The 25,141-nt window shown below is 69.8% G+C and carries 24 protein-coding genes and 1 pseudogene; 14 read left to right on the top strand and 11 right to left on the bottom strand.

All coding sequences use genetic code 11. The features are described from left to right. Positions 1–272: 272 nt before the first annotated feature. The 3 genes from OG698_RS41390 to OG698_RS41380 all read right to left on the bottom strand — a co-directional run bounded on the left by OG698_RS41390 (position 273) and on the right by OG698_RS41380 (position 2,556). Entirely contained in the window at positions 273–602 is a 330-nt protein-coding gene (locus OG698_RS41390; protein ID WP_406109324.1) for an L-rhamnose mutarotase, read from the bottom strand. Positions 603–705: 103 nt separating this feature from the next. Next, positions 706–1,749 carry an enolase C-terminal domain-like protein gene (locus tag OG698_RS41385; RefSeq protein ID WP_406109322.1) on the bottom strand — a complete coding sequence of 348 codons (1,044 nt, stop codon included), beginning with the start codon at positions 1,747–1,749 and terminating at the stop codon, positions 706–708. Between the two features lie 30 nt (positions 1,750–1,779). Then, positions 1,780–2,556 (bottom strand): FadR/GntR family transcriptional regulator, encoded by a 777-nt coding sequence (locus OG698_RS41380; RefSeq protein WP_406109321.1) that lies wholly within the window; start codon positions 2,554–2,556, stop codon positions 1,780–1,782. Between the two features lie 458 nt (positions 2,557–3,014). Between OG698_RS41380 and OG698_RS41375 the strand changes: the two genes are divergently transcribed. Continuing rightward, positions 3,015–4,184, top strand: coding sequence for a Gfo/Idh/MocA family protein (locus OG698_RS41375; RefSeq protein WP_406109319.1), 1,170 nt, complete (start codon positions 3,015–3,017; stop codon positions 4,182–4,184). 105 nt (positions 4,185–4,289) lie between these two features. Here OG698_RS41375 and OG698_RS41370 read toward each other — a convergent pair whose 3' ends face one another. From OG698_RS41370 to OG698_RS41360, 3 genes and pseudogenes are all read right to left on the bottom strand, one after another. After that, positions 4,290–4,577: a hypothetical protein gene (locus OG698_RS41370; protein WP_406111572.1), complete on the bottom strand. Its 288-nt coding sequence runs from the start codon at positions 4,575–4,577 to the stop codon at positions 4,290–4,292. Positions 4,578–4,591: 14 nt separating this feature from the next. Beyond that, positions 4,592–4,837 (bottom strand): hypothetical protein, encoded by a 246-nt coding sequence (locus OG698_RS41365; RefSeq protein ID WP_406109318.1) that lies wholly within the window; start codon positions 4,835–4,837, stop codon positions 4,592–4,594. Positions 4,838–5,075: 238 nt separating this feature from the next. Beyond that, a pseudogene (locus tag OG698_RS41360) lies at positions 5,076–5,324 on the bottom strand (beta-galactosidase); the annotation flags it as partial. A 662-nt stretch (positions 5,325–5,986) separates the two neighbouring features. Between OG698_RS41360 and OG698_RS41355 the strand changes: the two are divergent. From OG698_RS41355 to OG698_RS41340, 4 genes are all read left to right on the top strand, one after another. Further along, positions 5,987–7,294, top strand: a complete 1,308-nt coding sequence (locus tag OG698_RS41355; protein WP_406109316.1) for an ABC transporter substrate-binding protein — start codon at positions 5,987–5,989, stop codon at positions 7,292–7,294. Further along, a complete protein-coding gene (locus OG698_RS41350; RefSeq protein WP_406109315.1) occupies positions 7,291–8,307 on the top strand; it encodes a carbohydrate ABC transporter permease in 1,017 nt (338 codons plus the stop codon). Before OG698_RS41355 ends, OG698_RS41350 begins: the two co-directional genes overlap by 4 nt. Then, positions 8,304–9,212 carry a carbohydrate ABC transporter permease gene (locus tag OG698_RS41345; RefSeq protein WP_406109314.1) on the top strand — a complete coding sequence of 303 codons (909 nt, stop codon included), beginning with the start codon at positions 8,304–8,306 and terminating at the stop codon, positions 9,210–9,212. The genes OG698_RS41350 and OG698_RS41345 overlap by 4 nt, the downstream gene beginning before the upstream one ends. 614 nt (positions 9,213–9,826) lie before the next feature. Further along, positions 9,827–9,958, top strand: coding sequence for a hypothetical protein (locus tag OG698_RS41340; protein ID WP_326777405.1), 132 nt, complete (start codon positions 9,827–9,829; stop codon positions 9,956–9,958). Between the two features lie 283 nt (positions 9,959–10,241). On the opposite strand, the gene OG698_RS41335 is transcribed toward OG698_RS41340, so the two are convergent. Next, on the bottom strand, positions 10,242–11,432 hold the full coding sequence (locus tag OG698_RS41335; protein WP_406109312.1) for an acyl-CoA dehydrogenase family protein: 1,191 nt from the start codon (positions 11,430–11,432) through the stop codon (positions 10,242–10,244). Positions 11,433–11,627: 195 nt separating this feature from the next. On the opposite strand from OG698_RS41335, the gene OG698_RS41330 reads away from it, so the two are divergent. Beyond that, positions 11,628–12,518, top strand: a complete 891-nt coding sequence (locus tag OG698_RS41330) for a GNAT family N-acetyltransferase (protein WP_406109310.1) — start codon at positions 11,628–11,630, stop codon at positions 12,516–12,518. A 136-nt stretch (positions 12,519–12,654) separates the two neighbouring features. Then, complete coding sequence (locus OG698_RS41325; RefSeq protein ID WP_406109308.1) at positions 12,655–13,788, top strand: hypothetical protein; 1,134 nt, start codon at positions 12,655–12,657, stop codon at positions 13,786–13,788. A gap of 83 nt (positions 13,789–13,871) precedes the next feature. On the opposite strand, the gene OG698_RS41320 is transcribed toward OG698_RS41325, so the two are convergent. Next, entirely contained in the window at positions 13,872–14,504 is a 633-nt protein-coding gene (locus OG698_RS41320) for an HdeD family acid-resistance protein (RefSeq protein ID WP_406109307.1), read from the bottom strand. Positions 14,505–14,641: 137 nt separating this feature from the next. Between OG698_RS41320 and OG698_RS41315 the strand changes: the two genes are divergently transcribed. Then, positions 14,642–15,025: a DUF488 domain-containing protein gene (locus OG698_RS41315; protein ID WP_406109305.1), complete on the top strand. Its 384-nt coding sequence runs from the start codon at positions 14,642–14,644 to the stop codon at positions 15,023–15,025. A 187-nt stretch (positions 15,026–15,212) separates the two neighbouring features. Here the strand turns inward: OG698_RS41315 and OG698_RS41310 are convergent, their stop codons facing one another. Further along, positions 15,213–15,344 carry a hypothetical protein gene (locus tag OG698_RS41310; protein WP_406109304.1) on the bottom strand — a complete coding sequence of 44 codons (132 nt, stop codon included), beginning with the start codon at positions 15,342–15,344 and terminating at the stop codon, positions 15,213–15,215. A gap of 117 nt (positions 15,345–15,461) precedes the next feature. Between OG698_RS41310 and OG698_RS41305 the strand changes: the two genes are divergently transcribed. Beyond that, complete coding sequence (locus OG698_RS41305) at positions 15,462–17,285, top strand: alkyl/aryl-sulfatase (protein WP_406109302.1); 1,824 nt, start codon at positions 15,462–15,464, stop codon at positions 17,283–17,285. Between the two features lie 88 nt (positions 17,286–17,373). Then, positions 17,374–18,672: a hypothetical protein gene (locus OG698_RS41300; RefSeq protein WP_406109301.1), complete on the top strand. Its 1,299-nt coding sequence runs from the start codon at positions 17,374–17,376 to the stop codon at positions 18,670–18,672. 13 nt (positions 18,673–18,685) lie between these two features. Here the strand turns inward: OG698_RS41300 and OG698_RS41295 are convergent, their stop codons facing one another. Continuing rightward, entirely contained in the window at positions 18,686–19,297 is a 612-nt protein-coding gene (locus OG698_RS41295) for a TetR/AcrR family transcriptional regulator (RefSeq protein WP_406109299.1), read from the bottom strand. Between the two features lie 115 nt (positions 19,298–19,412). Here OG698_RS41295 and OG698_RS41290 point away from each other — a divergent pair, with 115 nt between their 5' ends. The 4 genes from OG698_RS41290 to OG698_RS41275 all read left to right on the top strand — a co-directional run bounded on the left by OG698_RS41290 (position 19,413) and on the right by OG698_RS41275 (position 23,374). Continuing rightward, positions 19,413–21,095, top strand: a complete 1,683-nt coding sequence (locus OG698_RS41290) for a class I adenylate-forming enzyme family protein (protein WP_406109298.1) — start codon at positions 19,413–19,415, stop codon at positions 21,093–21,095. A 291-nt stretch (positions 21,096–21,386) separates the two neighbouring features. Beyond that, positions 21,387–22,061: an SRPBCC family protein gene (locus tag OG698_RS41285; protein WP_406109297.1), complete on the top strand. Its 675-nt coding sequence runs from the start codon at positions 21,387–21,389 to the stop codon at positions 22,059–22,061. Between the two features lie 69 nt (positions 22,062–22,130). Next, positions 22,131–22,643: a DinB family protein gene (locus OG698_RS41280; protein ID WP_100597356.1), complete on the top strand. Its 513-nt coding sequence runs from the start codon at positions 22,131–22,133 to the stop codon at positions 22,641–22,643. Between the two features lie 98 nt (positions 22,644–22,741). After that, positions 22,742–23,374 (top strand): TetR family transcriptional regulator, encoded by a 633-nt coding sequence (locus OG698_RS41275; protein ID WP_406109295.1) that lies wholly within the window; start codon positions 22,742–22,744, stop codon positions 23,372–23,374. A gap of 20 nt (positions 23,375–23,394) precedes the next feature. Here the strand turns inward: OG698_RS41275 and OG698_RS41270 are convergent, their stop codons facing one another. Then, a complete protein-coding gene (locus OG698_RS41270; RefSeq protein WP_406109293.1) occupies positions 23,395–25,092 on the bottom strand; it encodes an AMP-binding protein in 1,698 nt (565 codons plus the stop codon). Between the last annotated feature and the right edge of the window lie 49 nt (positions 25,093–25,141).

The following is a 25,141-nucleotide window of genomic DNA, read 5'->3' as shown; positions in this document are numbered from 1 at the left end:
CACCATCAACTTCGCCAGATACAGGAACAGCATGCCGAGCACGTTGTCAGAAACAACCGACCCGACTGAGCCCGTCCCCGTGACCACCATCGACGCCCACCAGCACGTCTGGGACGTGTCGGCCCGCGACCAGGACTGGATCACCGGCCCCGAACTCGCCTCACTGCGACGCGACTTCACCCTCGACGAGCGGTCTGTGACCCGCGGCAGGCAAGCGGCAGAGGGGGGCGGAAGCAGCTGCGTCCGCCCCCCTCTGCCGCTTGCCCCTGATGTCACTCGAGATGGAAGATCTCTTCGGCGGGTGCCCACCACTCGCCGTCGCCGACGCTGTCCAGTGGCTGCTGGCAGGGGTCGGTACGGGCCCACCAGTCCCGGGTGACCGGGCACTCGGCGATGAGCGCGGTGTCGGCCGCGTAGTCCTCGCCGGTGTACTCGAGGTAGCTGAAGAGCAGCCCGTCACGCAGGAAGATCGAGTAGTTGTCGATGTGGGCGCGCTTGAGGGTCGCGAGGACCTCGGGCCAGGCCACCGCGTGCAAGGCGCGGTATTCCGCCTCGAGTTCCCCACGCAGGCGTATGACCGAGGCGTAGCGTTGCACGGGCATGGTGTGGCTCCTTTCCACGAAGCGCTGAGGCGTTGGGGGCGTTGGAACCTGAGACATCGTCAAGGACGTGCTGGAGCCGCCCTGTTGGTTCGATAAGAAGTCGTCACCAGCCCGGTTGATCGAAGCCGATGCCGGGGGCCGTCGGTGCCCGCACCAGCCCGTCGGCACCGACCGCCGGCTCGCGCTGTACGGGGTTGGTGTACACGAGGGACTCGTAGTAGGTGGTGTTGGGGATCGCCATGCACAGGTGGGCGTTGACCACTCCGCTGCCGTGCACCTCGGCCCGCAGGTTGTAACTCTCGGCCAGGTGCGCGATGCGCAGGGCTCCGGTGATCCCGCCTTTTAGCTGCGCGCTGGTGCGGACCCGGCTCGCCGCGCCCGCCATGATGAAGTCGCCGGTGTTGAAATGCGCGCCGTCGGAGGTTTCCGCGACCAGCAGCGGAATGTCGACCTGTTCGGCCAGCCACCGGTGGGCGGTCACGCTGAACTCGCGCATCGGCTCCTCGTACCACAGGTAGTCCGCCTCGGACAGTGCGCGGCCGAGGTACACCGAGTCCGCGAGGTCGAACCCGGCCGAGCCGTCGTACATGAGCGGGACGTCGTCACCGACGTGGGCCCGCAGCTTCTGGCACAGGTCCGCGTCGGCTCGCGGGTCTCCCCACGCGTGCAGCTTGATGGCGGAGTAGCCGAGCTCCAGACACTGGTCAGCCACATCGAGGTACTCCTCGACGCTGCCGAAGGTGACCGTGCTCGCGTAGGCGGGGATGGCCTCGCGGTAAGGGCCGAGGAGCCGGTGGACCGGCTGCTCGGCCGCGAGGCCGGCCAGGTCCCACAGCGCTACGTCGACCAGGCCGAGCGTGTAAATGGGGAGCTCCTCTATGCGGTCCAGCTCCCACAGGCGGTGCCACAGCAGCTCGCGCATCAGCGGGTCGCGGCCGAGCAGGTCCTCACGTATACGGCGGTTCACCAGATCGGCGACGATCAGCCCACGTCTCGTGTGCGCCTCGCCCACCAGGCCTTCGTCCGTGTGGACCCGCAGAATCCCGCCCACGACCGCCGGCTCCGAACCGGGCAGCCCTGCCCGCCACCGGAAGGGCGGCTGAGCGGGCAGATCGACCAGTTCCACAGTCACGTCGGTGATTCGCATGGGTGTCCTTCATGGGTGGTGGTGTGGGGTTCAGGCGTTGGGGTGGCCCAGGGCGATGCGGTGCCGGATCTCTCGTTGGAACTGGTGGGTGGTCCGGTCGATGTGGTGGGCCATGAGGGTGTGCGCGTGCGTGGGTTCGCCGGTGGCTACGGCGTGGGCGATGGCTTCGTGCTGGGCGGCGGCGTCGCACAGGGAGCCGCCCGCGAGGCCGGCCAGTCCTATGGCGGTGACCTGGTGTTGCAGGCGACGCAGGGTGTCGATGGTGGCGGCGAAGAAGGAGTTGTTGGTAGCGGTGGCGATGGCGGTGTGGAAGGTGTCGTCGGCGTGGCTGAAGGCGTCGATGTCGTCTTGCCGGGCGGCCCGGGTGGACTGGTGGGCGGCCGCGCGGACGGCTTTGACCTGGGCGGGGGTGGCGCGTTCGGCGGCCAGGCGGGCGGTGGTGGTTTCCAAGTGGCGCCGGAATTCGAAGAGTTCGTCGACCTGACGCAGATCGGCGGGCAGGAAGTGGGTCAGGGAGTGCTGCCAGGAGGACTGGTCGGGCTGGGCGACGTAGATGCCACGGCCCTTGTGCACGGACAGCCGGCCCAGCGCGGAGAGGATCTTCACCGCCTCGCGGACCACGGTCCGGCTCATCCCCACCCGGTCGGCGAGGTCCTGCTCGGTGGGCAGCCGGGCGCCGGGCCCCAGGCCGGCCAGGACGAGGTACTCGAGGATGCGTTCGGCCGCGACCTCGTAGCCGGGACGGTAACCGGCCCCGTCGCCCGGGGGTTGCGGCGCGGGTGCGGTGCTGCGGGCTGCGCGGGTCAACGGCGCTCCCCTTTCACGTCGATCCACTTCTCCGTCGATCCAGGTCACGGCGGTCCGGACGGTACGGCGGTCCGGACGGTACGGCGGTCCGGACGGTACGGCGGTCCACGTCGGGCGTGAGGTCGCCGAGTGACGCAGAGACGCCCCATTTGCGACATGTTTCTGATACATCAGCCAATCCGGGGTCAGTGAATCACATTCAAACTCTTGACGCCAGGATCCGGTGAGCTCAGACTCATCCCGTCCCGCACCGACCACCTCACCCCACCTCCCACCGGGGCAACATCCTTCTGCCGCCCGGTCGCTGCACCCCCGAGAGCGCGGCCGCCCTGGCGGTCGGCACCATCCCGACCCCCTCAGAATCGGGCACAAACCCACCATGGAAAGGATATGTTCCAGATCTATCATCGAGTCATCTCGCCTTGCTGGGGTCGGAACCTTCTGAAAGGGCAAGCACCTTGGACGACATCAGGCTCGGCGTCATCGGCCTGGGTAATCGCAGCGACCTGGCCGATCTGGCCCATCAGCCCGGATCGGGCTCACTGGTGGCCGCCGCCTGCGACCGCGACCGACAGTTGCTGACGGGCGCCGAACAGCGATTCGGCACCCAGGTGCGGACCGCCGCGGATCACCACAAGCTGCTCGACGCGGGACTCGACGGCGTGCTGGTGCTGACTCCGGATCACACGCACGAGGAGATCGGCCTGGACTTCCTTCAGGCCGGTGTACCGGTGTTCCTGGACAAACCGATGGCGATCACCACCGAGGGGTGTGACCGGCTGCTCGCGGCAGCTCACCGGCATCGGACCCCGCTGTACGTGGGCCACAACATGCGCCACATGCCGGTCGTGGTGGCCATGCGTGAGCTGATCGTCAAAGGGGCGATCGGCGAGGTCAAGGCCATCTGGTGCCGCCATTTCGTCGGCCACGGCGGGGACTTCTACTTCAAGGACTGGCACGCGGACCGACGCCTTACCACCGGCCTGCTGCTGCAGAAGGGCGCGCACGACATTGATGTCATCCACTGGCTGGCCGGCGGCTACACCCGGCGGGTGAACGCCATGGGCGGGCTGACGGTCTACGGGGACATCGACTCACACCGCGACCGCAGCGGGGAGCGGATGACCGAGTGGCTGTCGACGGAGAACTGGCCGCCGCTCAGCCAGACCGGTCTCCACCCGGTGGTGGACGTGGAGGACCTGAGCATGATGCAGATGCAGCTGGACAACGGCGTTTTCGCGAGCTATCAGCAGTGTCACTACACCCCCGACTACTGGCGCAACTACACGGTGATCGGCACCGAGGGGCGCCTGGAGAACTTCGGCGACTCGGAGGGAGCGGGGGTGCACGTGTGGAACCGCCGCTCCGACGGCCGCGCCGAGGCCGATCTGGTGGTGCCCGTGCACACACCGACTGGCACGCACGGAGGCGCCGATCCCGTGCTGATGGCGGAATTCCTGCGGTTCGTACGGGACGGCGGAGCCACCGTCACCTCGCCCGTCGCGGCCCGCGAAGCGGTGGCCGCCGGCTACGCGGCCACCATGTCGTTGCGGGACGGCGGCCGCGCTGTCGAGGTCGCAGCCCCGGACCGGGACCTGGCCGCGTACTTCGGGCACGGCCAGAGCTGATTCAGGCAGGCGGAAGCCGGCGGAATCCCGTCGGCTTCCGGGACTCGCTTCAGGTGGCTCCGGTCCGGAAGGAATACGGACCGGAGCCAGTTGGCAGTCCGAAGGTCAGTCGGTCGGGCCCAGATCCGGGGCGTCGCAGAGCTCGATCCGCTCGCCCGGCCGCAGTTCCAGGATCACGAGTTCATTTCGGCCGGCCCGCCACACCGGGGCGGGGGCGTACAGGGTGCGCTGGGGTCCGCGGTCCCAGTAACGGCCGACGGCGAAGCCGTTCAGCCACACCTGGCCCTTGGTCCAGCCCGGCAGGGCCAGGAAACCGTCGGCCGGTTCCGGTACCTTCAGCGTCGCATGGTGAAAGGCCGGACCCTCGACCTGTTCGGCGGCCCCGAACCGCAGGCCTGCCAGATCGGTCAGCGGGAGGGGCGGATCTCCCAGTCGAACTGGTATTGGCCGTCGATCCGGACGCCGCTGATGCCCTTGCGATCCTCCAGCAAGGGGCCGTAGTTGATCCGTCCCATGTTCTCCACGAGCAGGTCGAGTTCGGCACCGGTGTCGGGGACGCTGATCGGCAGCGCGTCGAGCGACCCTGTCCGCTCCAGGACGCCCAGCGGCACTCCGTCGAGGAACACCTGGGCCCGGTCCGCGAGGCCGTGCACGCGCAGGGTCGAGTCGGGGAAGGAGCCACGGAGCCACGTGCGGTGGTGGATTCAGCCCCAGCGACTGGCCCAGCACCTCCATCGGTTCCGGTGAGAGCCGCTGCCGAGGAATGGAGAGCACGTCGAGGCAGTCCGCCAGCGCCAACACACCGTTCGGCCGTGCCGTCTGCGGGGCGAGCCGGTCCGGTGTCGCGGGTATCGCGTACGGGATCGGGCCACGGTGCCACTCGATCACCGCGCGGAACGCGTGGAACTTCTCGGTCAGCTCTCCAGCTTCACCGACCGGAGCGTCATAGTCGTAACTGGTGCAGGTGGGCTGGTAGTCGGTCTCGTTGTGGTTGGCCCCGTTCCACCATCCGAAGTTCGTGCCGCCGTGGCCCATGTAGAGGTTGACCGAGGCGCCCTGAGCCAGCATCCGGTCCAGCTCCGCGGCGGCCTCGTCCGCGTTCCGTACGTGGTGGTGCTCGCCCCAGTGGTCGAACCAGCCTTCTCGTCCTTCATCCGGCTTCCTCCGGGTCCTGCCCGTGCCGGGCCGGTGTCAGCGGGAGTCTCCGAGCGGAGCGGTGCAGTCGCCCGGCCGGCCGCACGCCCCGGCCAGGTAGGCCGCGCCGAGCAACCGATGCCGCAGAGGGCCGGGAGCACCGCGGCCCCGGCCGCGCCCGCGGTGCGCTCCCGGCCGGACGCACCGCACTCGGCGTGAGTCGGGGCCAAGCGGCGCAGGCGCCGATCGCGCCATGGTCGGGACGGTTGGAAACGACGGCGACCTGGTCGCCGTCGCCCTGCGGTCCGCTCAGCCTCCCCATGGCGCTCCAGCCGCCGGTACGGTCCGGTCCCGGCCTGGTGTCCGACGGCGGGATCACGGCCGACGCGGCGATGAAGGCAGGCTCGCGGCCGGTTCAATGTCCATCCGATATTTCTGAGCTACGGATCTCTACGGGTGGAATGTATCGGATCTATGGTCTTGACGTCACGGAGCGCCCCACAAATACTGAGCTTCGCCTAGCGGTGGATACGGGTACCGGACCTCAGCGCCCCGGGAGACTGCAGCGCCGCCTCTCGGCCTTCGAGGGCAGCGCCAGGCTCCTCACGTTCAACTTGCCCAAGAACCTGAGTAATTGCCAGTTCTTCGCAACGGGAAGGTGCACATAAATGCTTGCTAAGTTGGCCGCGCGCTCCAGAAGGCGGGCCGTACTCGGGAGTCTGTCCGCGGCCGCCCTGGTCCTGACAGCGGCGGCGTGCGGAGGGAGCGGCGACGACATGGCCGCCGGCGGCACCATCCACCTGGAGTTCTGGGGCTGGGCCCCCGGCTACGACAAGTCGGCCGAGCTGTTCAACGCCACCCACAAGAACATCAAGGTCACCTTCAAGAAGCTGCCGTCAGGTGGCCAGGGCGGCTACGACAAGATGCTCTCGGCGGTGAAGGCGGGCAACGCCCCCTGCCTGGCGCAGATCGGCTTCGAGTCCATACCCACGTTCCTGCTCGAGGGCGCCCTGGAGGACGTCTCCCAGGAGGCCGGTGCCGCGAAGGACAAGTTCGTTCCGTGGACGTGGAACCAGGTCACCGTCGCGGGCAAGACCTACGGCATCCCGGTCGACACGGGCCCGATGGCCATGTACTACCGCAAGGACGTCTTCAAGAAGTACGGCATCGCGGTGCCGACGACCTGGGACGAGTACGCCAAGGCGGCCGAGAAGCTGCACAAGGCCGACCCCGAGGCCCACATCGTGAACCTGCGGGCGATCACCCTGTCCGGCCTGGCCTGGCAGAAGGGCGCCAAGTGGTTCGGCACCGAGGGCGACGCGTGGCACGTCGGCGTCAACGACGACCAGTCCCGGCAACTCGCCGACTACTGGCAGCAGTTGGTGGACAAGAAGCTGGTGGCCACGGACCAGGGCTACAGCCCCGCGTGGTGGAGCGGCCTGCAGTCCGGCAAGGTGGCCACGGCGATCGGCGCGGTCTGGCTGAACCCGCTGATCGCCCAGAACGCCCCCAAGGCCAAGGGCAAGTTCGCCGTCGCCCCGATGCCGCAGTGGACCGCCGGGGAGAAGAAGTTCGGCAACGACGGCGGCGGCAGCACGGCCGTGCTCAAGGGCTGTCAGCACAAGGACGAGGCAGTCGAGTTCGCCACCTGGATGAGCACCAACCCCGACAGCCTCAAGAACCTGATCACGAAGACCGGCATCTACCCGGCCGCCACCGCCGGACTCAAGCTGCCCGAAGTGAACAAGGACGTGGACTACTACGGCGGCCAGAACATCTACAAGGTGTTCGGCGAAGCCGCCCAGCACACGGACACGAGCTGGCAGTGGGGTCCCACGCAGTCGCAGTTCGGTGTCGATCTGGACGAGGCGACCGCCAAGACCTACGCCGGTTCCGGCACGCTGTTCGACGCGTTCAACAACGTACAGAAGAAGACGCTCGCGGCGATCAAGTCGAAGGGCGTGCAGGTCAGATGACCCGCGATGTGGACTCCCCGACACTGCCGGTCGCGGACCGGCCGGCGCCGTCGGGCGATCACGGCCCGGACCGGCTCGCCGGTGTTCCGGGCCGGGAGCGGCGGCCGTCGCGCGGCCGCTCCGGCAGCAGGATCACCGCCCGGCGCAACCGCTCCGCCGCCGTGCTGCTCGCCCCGTTCGGCGTCCTGTTCCTGGCCGTGTTCGTCATCCCGATCGGGTACGCCGTCCATCAGAGCCTGTTCCGGGTGGAGCGCTCCGGGCTCGGCTTCGGGGCGCCGCGCACCGTCTTCGCCGGCCTGGACAACTACACGCGGGTGCTCACCGACAGCACGTTCCTGAAGGGCGTGGGCAGGGTCCTGGTCTTCGGCATCGTCCAGGTGCCGGTGATGCTGGGCCTCGCCCTGCTCCTCGCCCTGCTCCTCGACTCCCAAGTGGCACGGTTCAAGCGCTTCTTCCGCGTGGCGTACTTCCTGCCGTTCGCGATCCCCGGTGTGATCGCGGCGGTGCTGTGGGCCTTCCTCTACATGCCGGGCATCAGTCCGTTGAACGACGTCGGCAGGAGTATCGGCGCAGACGTCGACTTCCTCTCCCACAACATGATCCTCTTCTCGATCGGCAACATCGTCACCTGGTCCTGGACCGGCTACAACATGCTGATCATCTACACCTCGCTGCAGTCCATCCCCAAGGAGCTGTGCGAGGCCGCCGAGCTGGACGGATGCTCCGGATTCCAGATCGCCTGGCACATCAAGGTGCCGCTGGTGCGCCCGGCCCTCACCCTGACCGGCGTCTTCTCCATCATCGGCACGCTGCAGCTGTTCGGCGAACCGATGGTGCTGCGCCCCATGACCGCCGCGATCAGCAGCAACTACACCCCGGTGATGCTCTCCTACCAGGCCGCCTTCGGCCTCAACGACTACAACTTCGCCGCGGCTGTCGCGGTGGTCCTGGCCCTTGCCACGTTCGCCCTGTCCTACGGCTTCCTGCGCCTGAGCACACGAGGATCGCGATGAGCACGCAAACCACAGCCCGACACCGCAGGTCCGGCCCCGGGCGGGCGGCGCCGCCCGCCCGCCGTCGCGGCACCTCGGCCGCCCGACTGAGCACCACCGTGCTGCTGTTCGCGATCGCGGGCTACTTCCTGCTGCCGATCTGGTGGCTGATCGTCTCGGCGACGAAATCCAACGGCGACCTGTTCGGCAGCAACGGCTTCTGGTTCGGCTCGCACTTCCACCTCGCCGACAACCTCACGAAGGTCTTCCGGCACAGCGACGGCATCTTCGGCCGCTGGCTCCTCAACAGCCTTCTGTACTGCGGGGTCGGGGCCCTGGTGGCCACCCTGTTCGCCGCGATGGCTGGATACGCCCTGGCCAAATATCCCTTCAAAGGCCGGGAGGGTGTCTTCGCCGTGATCCTCGGCGCGGTGCTCATCCCCCCGCCGCTGCTCGCCCTCCCGCTGTATCTGCTCGCCTCGTCAACCGGCCTCGTCAACACGTACTGGTCGGTGCTGATCCCGAGCGCCGTCACCCCCTTCGGGGTCTACCTCGCCCGCGTCTACGCCGAAGCCTCCGTGCCCGACGAACTCACCGACGCCGCCCGGGTCGACGGCGCGGGAGAACTCCGGATCTTCTTCACCATCGCCCTGCGGCTGATGTCGCCCGCGCTGGTCACCATCTGCCTGTTCCAGTTCGTAGGGATCTGGAACAACTTCTTCCTGCCACTGATGATGCTCGCCGACGACTCACGCTGGCCGCTGACCCTGGGTCTCTACTTCTGGAACAGCCAGCTTCGGGACCAGCCCTGGTACGACATCGTCGTCACGGGCTCCCTGGTGTCGGTGGTCCCTCTCTGTATCGCCTTCCTCGCCCTCCAGCGGTTCTGGCGCTCGGGGCTGTCCACCGGAAGTCTCAAGAGCTGACGCGGGGACAGTTCCGTGCTGATCAGCTGTGGCGGGTGTTGCGAGCTTCTCTCAGCGGGTGAGGGCAGTGGCCCACCCGAGGAAGGCGCGGAAGTGGGAGCACTTGCGCTCGTACCGGATGGTGAGGCGCCGGTAGCCGAAGAGCCGGGCGATGGACCGCTCGGTCTTCCAGCGGTCCCGGCCGAGCCGTTCGCCGGACTCGATGCCCGGCCGTGCGATGCATGGGACGACACCCCGCTCGCGCGGCCAGGCCAGGTGTTCCGCGGAGAAGTCCGCCTTGTCCGCGCGGAGTTTGACCGGGCGTCGCCGACGGGGGTCCGCGTCGTGAGCGGATGGCGGGTATGCCGCGGACCGGCGGCTTGAGGGCGAGGCTCGCGTGCATGTTGGCGCCGGTCATGGCGACGCTGAGCGGGATGCCCTGAGGCTCGGCCAGCAGATGCAGTCCGCTGCCCTGCTTGCCGCGACCGACCGGGGTCGGCCCGCTCGGCGAACGCCCTCTTTCGCCCGCTCCAAGGCGGCGTCGACGATCGCGTACGTCCAGTCGAGCTCAACCTGGGCGCCGAGTTCGTCCAGGACCGCCCGGTGCAATCCGCGCCACGGCCCCGCCTTGGTCCATGAGGTGCGCCGTCGCGGGCGACATTCCGGACGTCTCCAGCAGGGGCCGCCAGGCACCTCCGCTGGTCGGCACGTACACCACCGCCGTGAACCCGGCCCGCTCGTCCAGCAGCGCGGTTCCGCCGCCCTGAGGGCGGGAGTTGAACGACGACAGCAACGGAACGCCAAGTTCCGACAGACCGTCAGGAACCAGCCGACGCGACAGATCGGCACCCCCGAAGAGACGTCGTGCCGCAGCTCACGCCACCACCACGTGAGACATCCTCTCAGTCCGAACCTTCGTGGTGCCCCGTCGTGGTCGCGGCACGTCCATCCCGTCGGAGCCCAGAGGCTTGGCATCCCGATGACTGCGGGCTGCAGCCAGTGCCAACCATGCCTCTCTTGTGCCAACTATGAATCCTCGTCACGAGCGCCTCAGCGGCGGACGCGGGGCATGCCCAGGCCTATCCAGGAGATGATCTCGCGCTGGATCTCGTTGTTGCCGCCGCCGAACGTGAAGATCACGGCTGATCGGTAGCCGCGTTCGAGTTCGCCGTGCAGGACAGCGCCCGCCGAGCCCTCCTTGAGCGCTCCCGCCACGGCGACGACCTCCATCAGCCAGGCATACGCCTCGCGGCGCGCCTCGGAGCCGTACACCTTTACGGCGGAGGCGTCCTGCGGGGTGAGGCTGCCTTCCTGGACGGCGTTCACCATCTGCCAGTTGAGGAGTTTCATCGCGTCGAGCCGGGTGTGCGTCTGGGCGAGGCGCTTGCGCACCCAGCCGAGGTCGATGACGCGGCGCCCGTCGGCGAGCTTGGTGTCCATGGCCCAGCGCTGCACGTCGCGCAGCGCGCGGATCGCCATGGTGCCGTGGGCGGCGAGCGTCACGCGCTCGTGGTTGAGCTGGTTCGTGATGAGCCGCCAGCCCTTGTTCTCCTCACCGACGCGGCGGCTGACGGGAACGCGGATGTTCTCGTAGTAGCTGGCGGTGGTGTCGTGCGAGGCAAGGGTGTTGATGATGGTGCAGGAGTAGCCGGGGTCCGACGTCGGCACCAGGAGCATGGTGATGCCCTTGTGCGGCGGGGCGTCCGGGTCGGTGCGCACGGCGAGCCACACCCAGTCGGCCGTGTCGCCGTTGGTCGTCCAGATCTTCTGCCCGTTCACCGTGTAGTGGCCGGTGGCCTCGTCCCCGTCGCGCACCGCCCTCGTCTTGAGCGCGGCGAGGTCGGTGCCCGCGTCGGGCTCGCTGTAGCCGATGGCGAAGTCGAGCTCTCCGGAGAGGATCCTCGGCAGGAAGTACGCCTTCTGCTCGTCGTTGCCGTACTGCATGATCGTGGGGCCGACGGTGTTGAGCGCCATGAGCGGCAGGGGCACGCCCGCCTGCGCGGCCTCGTCGAAGAAGATGAACTGTTCCATGGGCGTCAGGCCGCGCCCGCCGTACTCCTTCGGCCACCCGACGCCGAGCCACCCGTCGGTGCCGAGCCGGCGCACCGTCTCGCGGTAGAACCGCTTCTGCGCGGCCGGATCCTCGTAGCGGGCGTACGCGTTGTCGGGCACCAGCTCCGCGAAGTAGGCGCGCAGCTCCGCGCGCAACTGCTGTTGCTCGGGCGTGTATTCGAGGTGCACGGCCCCTCCTGGCGGTCGCTGGTACACCGGGTCCCGGTCCTGACGGCGCACACAGTAGAACTCGTTTCAGAAATAAGGAATGGGCGCGGGCGGACGGTTCCGGCGCCGGGGGCCCGCGCGGCCAATCCCTTTGCGGGGGCGCGCGCCCGCGGTTAGGTTCAGCCGCGTCCTCAACTTCCTGCACAAGGAGCCCTCTTGTCGCTGAACCTGACACCGCTGACCGATCCGTCCGGCGGTCCGGACGCCCGCCGCCTCGCCTGGCTGGCGTCCGACACCGACGGGAACCCCGTCGGGTCCGCGTTCCTGCGGCTCATCGACCGGGACGGGCAGCGGCATCTCGCCCAGCTGACCCTCCAGGTCCATCCCGCGGAACGGCGTCGCGGCGCCGGCACCCGGCTCCTCGACGCGGCGGTGACGGCCGCGAAGGACGACGGGCGACGCTCGCTCACCGCCCCGGCGGACGACGGCTCACCCGCGGACCTGTTCCTGGCCGCGCGAGGGTTCCGCCGGGTGCTGAACCTGACGTACGCGCGACTCCCGCTCGCGGACGCGGACGTCCCGGACCTCACGCGGACGGCGCGCGCGGAGCACCCCGGATACCGGCTCGTCTCCTGGGAAGGGACGGTTCCGGACCACCTGGCCGCGACGTTCGCCGCGTCGCGTCGCGCCATGGACGACATGCCCATGGACGACACCGACTACGGGACGGTCGCGTGGGACGTGGACCGCGTCCGCGCGGCGGCCGAGGCGGTCGAGCAGCGCGGCGAACACCTCGACACGGTCGCGGCGGTCGACGCCTCCGACGGCACCGTCGTGGGGTTCACCGAGCTCGTCGTCCCCGGCGACGGCACGGGCGACGGACAGCACTACGGCACGGGCGTGCTGCCCGAGCACCGCGGCCACGGCCTCGCGCGCTGGATGAAGGCAGAGGCCGTTCTCCGCGCCCGCGACCGCCACCCGAAGCTCGGGGGCCTGCTCACGGACACCGCCGACAGCAACACGCACATGCGCGCCGTGAACGACGGACTCGGCTACGTGCCGACGCATCGGACGTACGAGTACCAGCTCGAGCTCCAGCAGGGCTGAAGGCACGTGCGATGGCCACCGCGGGGCCGCGGTGGCCATCGTCACATCCTCCCCCGCATCCCATCCCGCCGAGATAGTTGTAGAGTACAACGTGAAAGGTTGTAAACACCAACCCAACCAGCTGGAGGTCCTGCCCATGCCCGCCGATCACAAGGCACACCGCTCCGAGTCCGCGGGCGCCGTGCACGGCGTGCGGAATCCGGCGCTGCGCCATGTGCTGACCCACCTCATCACCCCGCTGCTGATGTGCCTGGGCATGGGGCTCGCGTACATGGGGGCCTTCGTGGCGCCCGAGCCGCACCATCTGCCGGTGGCGGTCGTCGGGGCGGGGCCCGAGGCGAAGGTCTTCGCCCAGACGGTGAAGGACAAGGCCGGCGACGCTCTCGACGTCCGTACGCTCGACAGCCGCCCGGCGGCCGTGGAGCAGCTTCGGTCCCGTGACATCGACGGCGCGTACGTCCTGAGCGCGAAGTCCCCCGAGCTGATCGTCGCCACCGCCGGGTCCGACATGAGCGCGATCACCGCCGAGAAGATCTTCACCCCCGTCGCCACGCAGCAGGGCGTGCCGCTCAAGGTGACGGACGTGACCCCGACCGTCTCGGACGATCCGACGGGCCAGGGCCTGTTCTTCCTGCTGGTGGCGCTGAGCATCGGCTCGTACGCGTCGGTGGCCGTGATCGGCGCGGCGGGTTCCGCCCTGTCGATGCGGACGCGGGCCGCGCTCGTGGTCGGTGTGTCCGGCGTGGTCGGCCTCGTCGGCGCGGCTCTCGCGGGACCCGTGTTCCACCTGGCCCACCACGGCCTGTGGGGCATGTGGGCCATGTCCTGGCTCTACTCGGCGGGCATTCTGTTCATCGGCGTGGGTCTGCACACGTTCCTGAAGCGGTGGACGACGCTCGCGCTCATGGTGTTGTTCGTGATGCTGAACTTCACCAGCTCCGGCGGCCTCTACCGGCCCGAGCTGCAGAACGGCTTCTTCGGCACCCTGCACGCCTTCTGGAACGGCGCCGGCTTTGTCGAGGGCTCGCGCAGCCTGCTCTACTTCGGCAGCCACGACCTTGCCAGGAACGTGTGGACACTGGCCGTCTGGCTCGTCGTCGGCCTGGCCATGACGGGGCTTGCCGCGCTCACGGAGCGGCGGCGCGGTGCCGTCGAGGCCGAGCCCCGGCAGCATGCCGCGCACAGCGTGACTCAGGCGCCCACCCGCTCCACGGAGGCAGCAGAGGAAGAGGCGGCAGAGGAAGAGATGGAGGAGACGGTCGCGGTCTGACCGTCACCGACAGACCGGAGCCGTCGCGCCGGGCGTCCCCATGTGGGCGCCCGGCGCGCGCGTATCGGCCCTCAGGACCCTCGTCACACCCCGTGCGGAATCCGCTTCGCCTTGCTCCGCAGCTGGAACGCCGTGACGATCTCCACGACGCCGACCACCAGCAGCCAGCAGCCGCCGACCAGGGTGAGTACGGCGACGGACTCGAACGGCGAGACGATCAGGACCACACCGGCCAGCGCGCTCACGACGCCGAGGAAGATCTGCCAGCCGCGCGCCGGCATCGCCTCGTCGGAGACGGCCGCGACGGTCTGGGTGATGCCGCGGAACAGCCAGCCGATACCGATCCACAGCGCGAGCAGCAGGATCGACTGCGTCGCCCCGCGGAAGCAGAACAGGCCGAGCAGGATCGACAGCGCGCCGCTGATGAAGGCCATCACGCGCAGCCCGGTGGTGACATGCGTGCCGAACGCGGCCACCAGCTGGAAGACGCCGGTGACCAGGAGATACACGCCGAAGAGCACTCCGGCGGCGAACAGGGACGCCCCGGGCCAGACCAGGACCAGTACGCCCAGGATCAGGGCGGCTATGCCTGCCAGGAGCACTACTTGCCATGCGGATCGAGCCAGGCGCCCGAGGGGACCCTCGGGCGGGGAAGTGCGCTCTTCGCGGGTCTCTTCGGCCGCCGGGGTTCGGGGTTCGTGCGGTGCGTGCGTCATGTCCGACTGTTCACACGACGTCGGCGCGCCCGCCACTCGGGTGAGGCGAACGACGTACGCCTCCGGCATCCGGGGGCCGTCACCGGAGCGGCGGACGACCGCGGACACGAAGCCGGGAAACTCCGCACAATTGGGCCATGACAGAACGCTCCAAGAGCTCCGAACCACACTTCCGCGTCCGCCGGGTCTACGATCCGCCGTCGGCGGACGACGGAACCCGGGTCCTGGTGGACCGCCTGTGGCCGCGCGGCGTCTCCAAGGAGCGGGCCGACGTCCAGGCGTGGATGAAGGGCCTGACGCCGTCCTCCGCGCTGCGCTCCTGGTACCACGAGGACCGCGCATCCCGCTTCCCGGAGTTCGAGCGCCGCTACCGCGACGAGCTCGCGGAGCCGGACCGCGTGGAGCTGACGGACAAGCTGCGCGCGCTGGCCCGTACGGGCACGGTCACGCTGGTCACCTCGGTCAAGGACATCGAGCACAGCCATGTGCCGGTGCTGGTGCGGCAGCTGACCGAGAGCTGACCGTCCGGGGACGGCGCGGATCGGTCCCGCAGCGCCCCCCGTGCGTACGGGCCCGGCCCGACAGCAGGTGCGAACCGGCACAAGCTATGCCAATTTTGTGCAACGACGCGACCTGGGAGGGCCCGTATGACCACCATGGATGTCCCGTCCGACGAACCGAGACCGCGGACGAGGTCGGCGGCACCGGTCACGGCGCCGCCGTGAAGCGGGGGACGCCGACGCTGATGACGACCGCGTCGGTGGCGAGCCCGCGGGCCGCTCCGGCCATGGCGGTGTACGGCTCCTGACGGGCGTGGAGGAACCGCAGTGCCTGATCCACGCCCCGAACGAGAGCGTGGACCCCTCCGAGATCAAGCACCTGGCGCAGGTGGTGGCGCTGTTCCTGCGCGCGTACGGCACTGAAGCGCGCCGCTGACACCATCCCTGGGAGACCGAAGTGACCACCTCCGACACCCCCTACTCCGCCCCCGACTTCGCCGACCGGTCCGACTTCGAGGAGGCGGACCGGGGCCTTGTCTCTCCGCCGCTCTCCTCGACGGTCACGGCCGAGGACGGGCGCGTCGTGTGGAACTTCGACGACACGGCGTTCCTCGACGAGGACTGTCCCGACACCGCACACCCGAACCTGTGGCGGCAGTCCCAACTGTGCGCGCGGGCAGGCCTGTTCGAGGTGACCGAGGGCGTCTTCCAGGTACGCGGGTTCGACCTCGCCAACATGACGCTGATCGAGGGCGACCACGGCGTCGTGGTCGTCGATCCGCTCGCCTCCGCGGAGACGGCGGCCGCCGCGCTGGAGCTCTACCGCTCGCAGCGCGGCGAACGGCCCGTCGCCGCCGTCGTGTTCACCCACTCCCACCTCGACCACTTCGGCGGTGTGCTCGGCGTCATCGGAGCCGACGACGACGTACCCGTGATCGCTCCGCAGGGCTTCATGGAGCACTCCGTCGCCGAGAACGTGTACGCGGGTGCGGCGATGCTGCGCCGCGGCACCTACTACTCGGGCGCCAACCTGGAGCGCGGGCCCGGGGGTCTCGTGGGCATGGGACTCGGCTTCACGGCGTCCACCGGCACTGCGGGCCTGGTGGCGCCCACGGTCGAGGTCCGGCACACGGGACAGGAACTGACCCTCGACGGCGTCGTGTTCCGCTTCCAGATGACGCCGGGCACCGAGGCGCCGTCGGAGATGAACTTCCTGCTGCCGCAGCGGCGCGCCCTGTGCATGGCCGAGAACGCCACGCACAACCTGCACAACATCCTGACCCTGCGCGGCGCGGTGGTCCGCGACGCCCGGATCTGGGCCCGCTACCTCAACGAGGCCATCGAACTCTTCGGCCACGACGCGGACGTCCTGTTCGCCTCGCACCACTGGCCGACCTGGGGCTCGGACCGCATCAGGTCGTTCCTCGCCGAGCAGCGCGACCTGTACGCGTATCTGCACGACCAGACGCTGCGGCTGCTCAACCATGGGTACACGGGGACGGAGATCGCCGAGCTGATCGAGCTGCCGCCCGCTCTCTCCGCGGCCTGGCACGCGCGCGGCTACTACGGTTCCGTCAGCCACAACGTGAAGGCCATCTACCAGCGTTACATGGGCTGGTACGACGGCAATCCCGCATCCCTGTGGGAGCACCCGCCCACCGAGACCGCCGAGCGCTACGTCGACTGCATGGGTGGGCTCGAAGCGGTGCTCGGCAAGGCGCGTACGTACCTGGAGGAGGGCGATCTGCGGTTCGCCGCCCAGCTCCTGAGGCACGCCGTGTTCGCCGCGCCGGACAGCGCTGACGCCAGGGAGCTGCTCGCGGAGACCTTCGAGCGGCTCGCGCACGGCGCGGAGTGCGCGACCTGGCGCAACTGCTACCTCACCGGCGCCCAGGAGCTGCGCGGCGAGATCAAGGCGACCAGCATCGGCGGCGGCGACATGGGCGACGCGCTGAACGTCGAGCAGCTCTTCGACTCGCTCGCGGTCCGGGTCGACGGGCCCAGGGCGTGGCACCACTCGCTCACCCTGCACTGGCATCTGTCGGACCTGGGCGAGATGTACCGCATGACGCTGCACAACGGTGTCCTGGTCCACACCCGTACGACCCGGCCCGCCGACAGCGCGGACCTCTCCCTCACGCTGACGAAGCCCCAACTCCTCACTCTGCTGGCCGGGAAGGGTCTCCACGGCGTCTATCACTCGGGCGACCTGGGCGCCCTCGACACCCTGCTCTCGGTCCTCGACGAGAACGATCCGGACTTCGCGATCGTCACCCCGTGACGGTGGTGACGGGGTGGCGGGGTGCGGTGGCCGCCCATACGCACTAGTCCAGCGGGCCTTCGGACACCGCATGGCATCCCATGAGTACATGACACCGGACCGTGACGACCGTCCCCCTGCGGACACCAGCGACGACATGGCGGCGCTGCGCGCCCGGGTCGCTCAGCTGGAGGCCGCGGCGCCGGCCCGGCCCCGGCACCATCTGCGCTCGTTCTTCGCCGGCCTCCTGATCGTCCTCGTGGCGATCCTGACGCCGCTCAGCGCGGTCGCGACATGGGCCAGCGACATCGTCGGCGACACCGATCGCTATGTGGCGACGATGGAGCCGCTCGCTTCCGATCCCGATGTCCAGGCGGCCGTCACGAACCGCGTCACGAACGTCGTCATGGAGAACATCGATCTCAAGGCGCTCCTCAGCGACGTGGCACCCGCCGACCGGCCGAGGCTCGAAAAGGCACTGGGCAGGCTGAGCGGCCCGCTCACCAGCGGACTCAGCGGCTTTGTGCACAACACCGTCCAGAAGTTCGTGTCGAGCGACTCGTTCGAGAAACTGTGGACCGGCCTCAACCGCCGTGTGCACACGGCGGTCGACAAGGCGCTGACCGGGAGCGGCGGCGGCGCCGTCAAGCTCACGAACGACGCGGTGACGATCGACCTGGCGCCCGTCATCGACGAGGCGAAACAGCGGCTCGTCGACCGCGGCCTCGGGGTCGCCTCGAAGATCCCCGAGGTGCACACCGACTTCACGGTCATGACGTCCGACTCCATCGGCAAGATCAAGAAGGGCTTCCGGCTGCTCCAGCTCATGGGGGTCTGGCTGCCCGTCATCACCCTGGTCCTCGCCGCCTGCGCCGTCCTCCTGGCCGTCCGCAAGCGGCGCGCGCTGGTGGCGGCCGGGATCGCGATCGCGGTGGGCGCCGCGATCCTCGGCATCGGTCTGTGGGCCTTCCGCGCGTTCTATCTCGACGGGCTGCCCTCCGAGGTGTCGCAGCCGGCCGCCGGCGCCGTCTACGACGCGCTCGTGCGATTCCTGCGGACGACGGTGCGCATGCTGATCACCGTCGGCATCGTGGTGGCGCTCGCGGCCTGGCTGAGCGGCGACGGCAGTGCGGCGACCCGCGTCAAGGCCATGTGGCGCGGCGGTATCGGCGCGGTGCGCGACGCGGCGGGCCTCACCGGCGGGCCGGTGGGCGCGTGGGTGCACCGGGCGAAGACGTGGCTCAACTGGACGGTCGTCGCCGTGTCGGCCGTGATCATGCTGGTGTGGGACCGTCCGACGGGCGTCGTCATCGTGTGGATCGCCCTCTGCGCGCTCATCGCTCTCGCGGTGATCGAGTTCCTGGACGACGACGGATCACCGCATGTGACGGCCGCCCCTGCGGGGTGACGCGGCTTCGATGTCAGGCGCGCGCGGGTCGGCGTACCGCGCGCGGGCGGTACTCGACCACGGTCAGCGCCAGGGCCACGTACCGCTCCACCAACTCGTCCACGGATACGGGTCCTTCGGACCGGTACCACTCCCCGATGGCGTTGCACATGGCGATCACCGCGCGCCGGGCGTCGTCCGGGTAGGGGGTGAGGAAGATGCCCTGCGCCACGCCCAGCTCGACGACGTCGCGGAACTGCCGGCTGCCACGCGCCTCGTTCTTCCGGTAGCGCGCCAGATGCTCGGGCTCCAGGCTGCGCCCCTCGGTCAGCACGATGCTGCTCTTCACGGGGTGTTCCGTACGGAACCGTACGGTCGCCGCGACGAGCGCCTCCAGTCGTTCGGCCGGGTCGTCGCCCGACGCCTCCAACGCCTCGTCGCACGCACCGAAGTAGGCGTCGAGACCGTCGTCGAGGATGGCGACCAGCAAGTCCTGCTTGCCCTTGTAGTAGTAGTACAGGGCAGACAGGCTCACCCCGGCGCGCTGGGCAATGTCGCGGATCGAGGTGGCTCCGTAGCCGCGCTCGGAGAACTCCTGCCGGGCAGCCTCGACGATGGCCTTGTGGCCTGCGGGTCGCGTGGACACAGCTCTCCGATCTCCTGCTCCTGTCCCGGCGTCTGGACACGTGCCGACGGGAACCGTAGCTTAACGAATGTTCTGACTGCACGCCCGTCGCACTCGTCGACAAGGGAGTTGCCGCGTGATCCGTCGCCACCCGAAGGGCATGCCTGCCCGCCTCTCCTACCCCGAGGCGTCCGTCGGGGACATCCTCGCCGGCTCGGCCAGGAGATACCCCGACCGCGTCGCCCTGCGCGACGGCGACGACACGCTGACCTTCGCGGAACTCCACGAACAGGCGCTCCGCTTCGCGCGGGGACTGCGCGAACGCGGCATCGCCGAGGGCGATGTGGTGGCACTGCACCAGCCCAATTCCCTCTGGTTCCCGGTCACTTACTACGGGATTCTGCTGGCCGGCGCGATCGTGGCGCCCATCAACCCGACCCTGCCCCCGGCGGCCCTGCGCGCACAGCTGGACGAGGCTGGGGCCCGGGCGGCCGTGACCCATCCGGCGACGGCACCGGCGCTCCTCGCGGCCGGCACCGAGGGGCTCGAACTGCTGGCCCTCGTGCCACCGTCGGCCGTCGCGCCCGGCGATCCGGCACACCTCGACGGCACCGTGCCTCTCGCCGACCTGCTCGCGGCGGCGCCCGAGCCCGGCCCACGCGTCACGCCCGACGCGGTCGCCCACCTGTCCTTCACGGGCGGCACGACGGGGCGTTCGAAGGCGGTCCAGGTGCTGCACCGCCAGGTCGTGGCGAACTGCCTCCAGTTCACCTGCTGGCGCGCGGCCGCCGTGCCCGCGGTGGACCCCGGTGGGGGCATCTTCCTGGACCCGGTTCCCGAGGCCGCCACCGAGTACACCAACCCTCCGGGGCAGGGCGTCTCGGTCGCCGTCGCGCCGTTCTTCCACGCCATGGGCCTGGTCGGCCAGTCGATCGGCGTGCTCGCCGGGCTGACGAGCGTCCTCGCCGGACGATTCGACCCCGAGCGGTTCCTCGAACTGGCCGAGAAGTTCGGAGCCACCCAGATCGCCGGGTCCCCCGCGCTCTTCCACGCCCTGCTCGCCGCCCCCGCCGCACAGGGCCGTGCGCTCCCCGCGGTCCGCGTGGTCAACTCGGGCGCGGCGCCCATCGATACGACGACGCTTCGCGCCCTGGGGACACTGTTCCCGCGGGCGTGCGTCGTGGAGGGGTACGGGCTGACCGAGGCCACCATGGGCGTCACGTCGGGAATCGTCGACCCCGATGACCCGGTGCCGATCGGGTCGGTCGGCCTGCCCGTCTTCGACACCGAGGTCGAGATCCGCGACCTCGTGCAGACCGGGAACTGCGTGCCCGACGGCGAGACGGGCGAGCTGTGGGCCCGCGGCCCGCAGATCACGGCGGGCTACCTCGGCCATCCCGAGCTGACGGCTCAGCAGTTCGTCGACGGCTGGCTGCGCACCGGCGACCTGGCGCGGTGCGACGAGCGAGGCCATGTCTACATCGTGGGCCGCGCCAAGGACATGCTCATCTACAAGGGTTACAACGTCTATCCCGGCCAGCTGGAGGAGATCCTCAGCGGGCATCCGGCGGTCGCGCAGGTCTCGGTGATCGGGGTGCCCGCGGCGGACGCGGGCGAGATACCGGCGGCGTACGTCGTGGCGCGCCCGGATGCCTCGCCGCCTCCCGGCCCGGCGCTCGCGGAGGAACTGATGGCGCACGTGTCCGCCCGCGTCGCTCCGTACCAGCGGGTGCGCGAGGTGCGGTTCCTGGAGGCGCTGCCCACCTCGGCCGCGGGGAAGGTCCTGAAGGCGGAGCTGCGGCGGGCACACCAGCCGTAGATTTAACGAACGTTCAACACGCTCGGCGCCGGATCCCCCGATCGGTGGCGGGCCGACCCCGCCCCCCTCACACCTCCCCCGCACGCTCCTCACACCCCCGGCCGCCCCGAGCCGCATGGCGGGCCGCGCCCCGGGCAGGCGACCACTGTACGTGCGTGCCTCATCACCCGTTCGGGCTAACCCGAGATGTCGTGGAGCCGATCCGCACGCACGTTTGGAATGTAGAGCCCGTGGGGTGCGTACCCGTCGGCAACCGCGCCGACGACCGGACGGGCGCCGGGGAGGTGCGTGATGCCAGAGATTTCCGTGGACGTCCACATCAGCCGATCCGTCACCGAGGTGTACGACTTCCTTTCCGACGCACGGAATCTCGAACTCTGGTTCTCGGGGGTCGACACCGTCGCCGAGAGCGCAGAGCCCGCAGGTCCGGGCGTGGCTCATGTGTACCGCTTTCCGGGGCGCCACCGGGACCAGCTGCTCCAGTGCGTGGCGTACGTCCCGGGCGAGCACCTCGTCTTCCGTGGCGACCGGATGTGGAACCCGCTCGGCGCCCAGACGCCGATGTACTCGTTCACGCTCTCCCCGCGCCGCCGCGGCACCCTGCTGCGCCTCACGGTGCAGTGCCGCCTCGCGGGCGCCCTGACGCTCCTTGCGCCCGTCGTCGCCATGGCCTGGCGGCGCGACCTGCCGAGGGACGCGCGCCGGCTCGGCGAGCGCCTCGGCGCCCCGCACTGCCACGTCATAGCCACCCCGCGACGGATACGCCTGCCCGGGCCGGCCTTCATACCCGCCGCCGAGCCCGCGGCCGCTCCTCCGGCCCTCACGACGCCGGTCACACCTCGCCCGCAGGTCCGTCCCGAACCGCGGCCCCAGGTCCATCCCGGGCCCCACCCCGAGCAGCACCCCGAGCCTCGTCCCGCCTCGGTCCCGGCCGCCAAGGAACGTGCGACGCGCCCCGCGGCATGAGGCGGCCCGAATCCAGCCACGGGAAATTCCCGTGCTCCGGGTGCGCCGGGACCAGTAGCGTCCCCGCCCATGACTCTTCCTCGTATACGCCCTGCCTACGACGCAGACGAGCGAACGCAGTTGGTCGCCTGGCTGGACATGCAGCGCGCCATCGTCGAGTGGAAGTGCGAGGGCGTGTCCGAGAAGGACGCCCATCGGTCCGTACTCCCCGCGTCCCCCGCCATGACCCTGGCAGGGGTCGTGTCGCACCTGCGGTGGGTCGAGCACTGCTGGTTCGAGGTCATGCTGATGGGCGGCGCGGCCGAGGGCCCCCAGTTCGACGACGGGCCGGAGGACGCCGACATGCTGGTCGACGACGTCCCCCTCGACCAGCTCCTCGGCGAGTACGCGCGCCAGTACGCCCGGTCGAACGAGATCACCGCAGCGCACTCCCTCGACCAGGCGGGCCGGCACCCCGACTTCCGCGCGGGGGCCGCGAATCTGCGGTGGATCCTCCTGCACATGATCGAGGAGACGGCCCGGCACGCCGGTCACCTCGACGCGATCCGTGAGCTTCTCGACGGCGGGAGGGGCTACTTCTGACCCGGTCCTCACCCGCTGGTGACCCGGTTCCGACCCGGGCCATTCACGGCCTGCCGGGCCCTGTACGGGCGCGTTGTGCGACCTGCGAGACTGTCGCCATGCCCAGTCCGGCCCGTACGTCGTCCGCTGCAGGCGAGGGTCTTCGCGCGAGGCGCCGCCGCGAGACCGAGCACGCGATACACGCGGCCGCGGTACGGCTCGTCGAGGGGCACGGCCTGGCCGGGGTGACGGTCGACATGATCAGTGCCGCCGCCGGGATCTCCCCGCGCACGTTCTTCAACTACTTCCCGAGCAAGGAATCCGCGCTCACCATCAGCCCGCCGCCGCTGCCGGACGCGCTCCGCCTGCGCCTCACGCACGGCGACCCGGCTCCGCGGGCCACGCTCACCGAGCTGCTCGACGTACTGTCCGCGCACATCACGGACGACATCGTGCCCGACCGTGAACTCGTCCAGGCCACCTTCCGGATCGCCGACCGGCACCCGGAGCTGCGGGCGGCGCTGCACGCGCGGTTCGACGCCTTCGAGGAACAGGTGAGGGAGGCGGTGGCCGAGCGGATGGCCGCCCCTCCCGCCGACCCCCGGCCCCGCCTGCTCACCGGCATCGCGCTCGCCGTGACCCGCACCGCCCTGGAGCAGTGGTCACTGGGCGCGGCCGGCGACCACGCATCGCCCGAGCCGGATCTCCGGCAGTGCGTCGACCTGCTGCACACGCTCATGCCGAGGACCTGAGGCGCGCGTCAGCACGGCCTTCAGCGGCCGTCGGCGAGCTGCTGCGCGCGGGCCGTCAGATCCACCTTCCGGATCTTCATGGTCGTCGTCATCGGCATCTCCTCGACTATCTCCACGAGGGGAACCTTGTACGGCGCCATGCTCTCGCGGGCCCAGTCCCGTAGCACCGAGGCTTCCACTGCACCCTTTTGACGGAGTGTCACGAATGCCACCGGGATCTGGCCCTTCGTCGGGTCGGCGGCGGGGACCACGGCCGCCGTGTGTACGTCGGGGTGGCGGCACAGCAGCATCTCGACCTCCGCGGGGAAGACGCTCATGCCCTTCACCTTGATGAGGTCCTTGTCGCGGCCGAGGTAGTGCAGGCAACCGTCCTCGTTGATCCGCCCGTTGTCGCCCGTGTGCAGCCAGCCGTCGCGCAGTTGGCGTTCCGTGGCGTCCGGCTTGTTCCAGTAGCCGGTCGTCACCGAGGGGCTGCGGACGACGATCTCGCCGGCCTCGCCGAGCGGCAGCGGTTCACCGGTCAGGGGCGACATCACGGCGATGTCCGTGCCGGGCATGGGCAGTCCGCAGAAGACGGGTTCGGCGTGCAGATCCTCGTCCCCGCCCTGGAACCCGTAGGGCGTCACGTCGATGGTGTGCGTCTCGGTCATGCCGTACGCGGCCTCGCGCAGGACCGAGTGCGCTCCCGCGGCCGCCTCCCAGCGCCGCCGGACGCCGATGTCGAGCTTGCGGATGAACGAGGTGCAGAGCGGGTCGACGAGGGAACTCAGGTCGTACGAGGCGAAGTCGGGCCGGTCGAGAAGTTCGAGGTAGTTCTCCACGGTGCCGACCATTGTGGTGACCTTGTGCGCGTCGATCGCCCGCAGGACGCGCGCCGGGTCCCAGCGGGGCATGAGGACCGAGGTCCCGCCCAGCATCAGGGGGTTGAGGATTCCCAGGTCCTCGCCCGCGATCCAGAAGACCGGGATGTAGCACAGGACCACCACCTCGCCGTCGGCCGTCTGGCGGGTGGCCCCTGCGCTGGTGGCGATGGTGTAGATCATGTGCCGCTGGGTGTGCATGCAGCCCTTGGGAAGCCCGGACGTACCGCCGGTGTAGTTCAGGGCGGCCAGGGCGTCGAGGTCGGCGGGGGCGCCGTCGACCGGCTGGTGGGCGACGGCCTGCGCCCACATGTGGACCGCGAGCCCCTCGGTCGCCACGACGTCCGGGGCGGTCGCGGCGTCGGCCATCTCGGTGAGCGAGGTGATGAACACCCGTCCTACGGCCGTCTGTTGGCGTACGGAGGCGAGCAGCGGGAGCGAGGTGTCCAGGGTGATGACGGTCTCGGCGCCGCAGTCCTCCAGTTCGTAGGCGAGTTCGGCGCCCTGGAACATCGGGTTGACCGGCACGTGCACCGCACCCAGGCGCAGCACGGCGAGGAAGGCGACCAGGAACTGGGGGCAGTTGGGCAGGTGGACGGCGACCCGGTCGCCCGCGCCGACACCCTCGGAGGCGAGCCGTCCCGCCACCCGGCGGCTCAGCTCGTCGAGTTCGCGGTAGGTGACGGTGCGGCCCTCGAAGACGACCGCGGCCCGGTCGGGGCGCAGGCGCGCCCAGTGCGCCACGTGATCCGGCACGGAGATCTCGCCGAGCGGGTACACGACGTCGGACGGTGTGCCGTGCGGGCGGATGCGGGCCTGACGGGCCCGCAGATCCTCCAGGTACTCCTCGATCTTCATGCGGCTCCTCGGTTCGTTGTCCCGACCTGACCTGGCTGGACCTTCACCG

It is taken from the genome of Streptomyces sp. NBC_01003, from assembly GCF_045162695.1.
Classification (GTDB): Bacteria; Actinomycetota; Actinomycetes; order Streptomycetales; family Streptomycetaceae; genus Streptomyces.
This window is presented reverse-complemented; position numbering and strand designations above follow the sequence as displayed.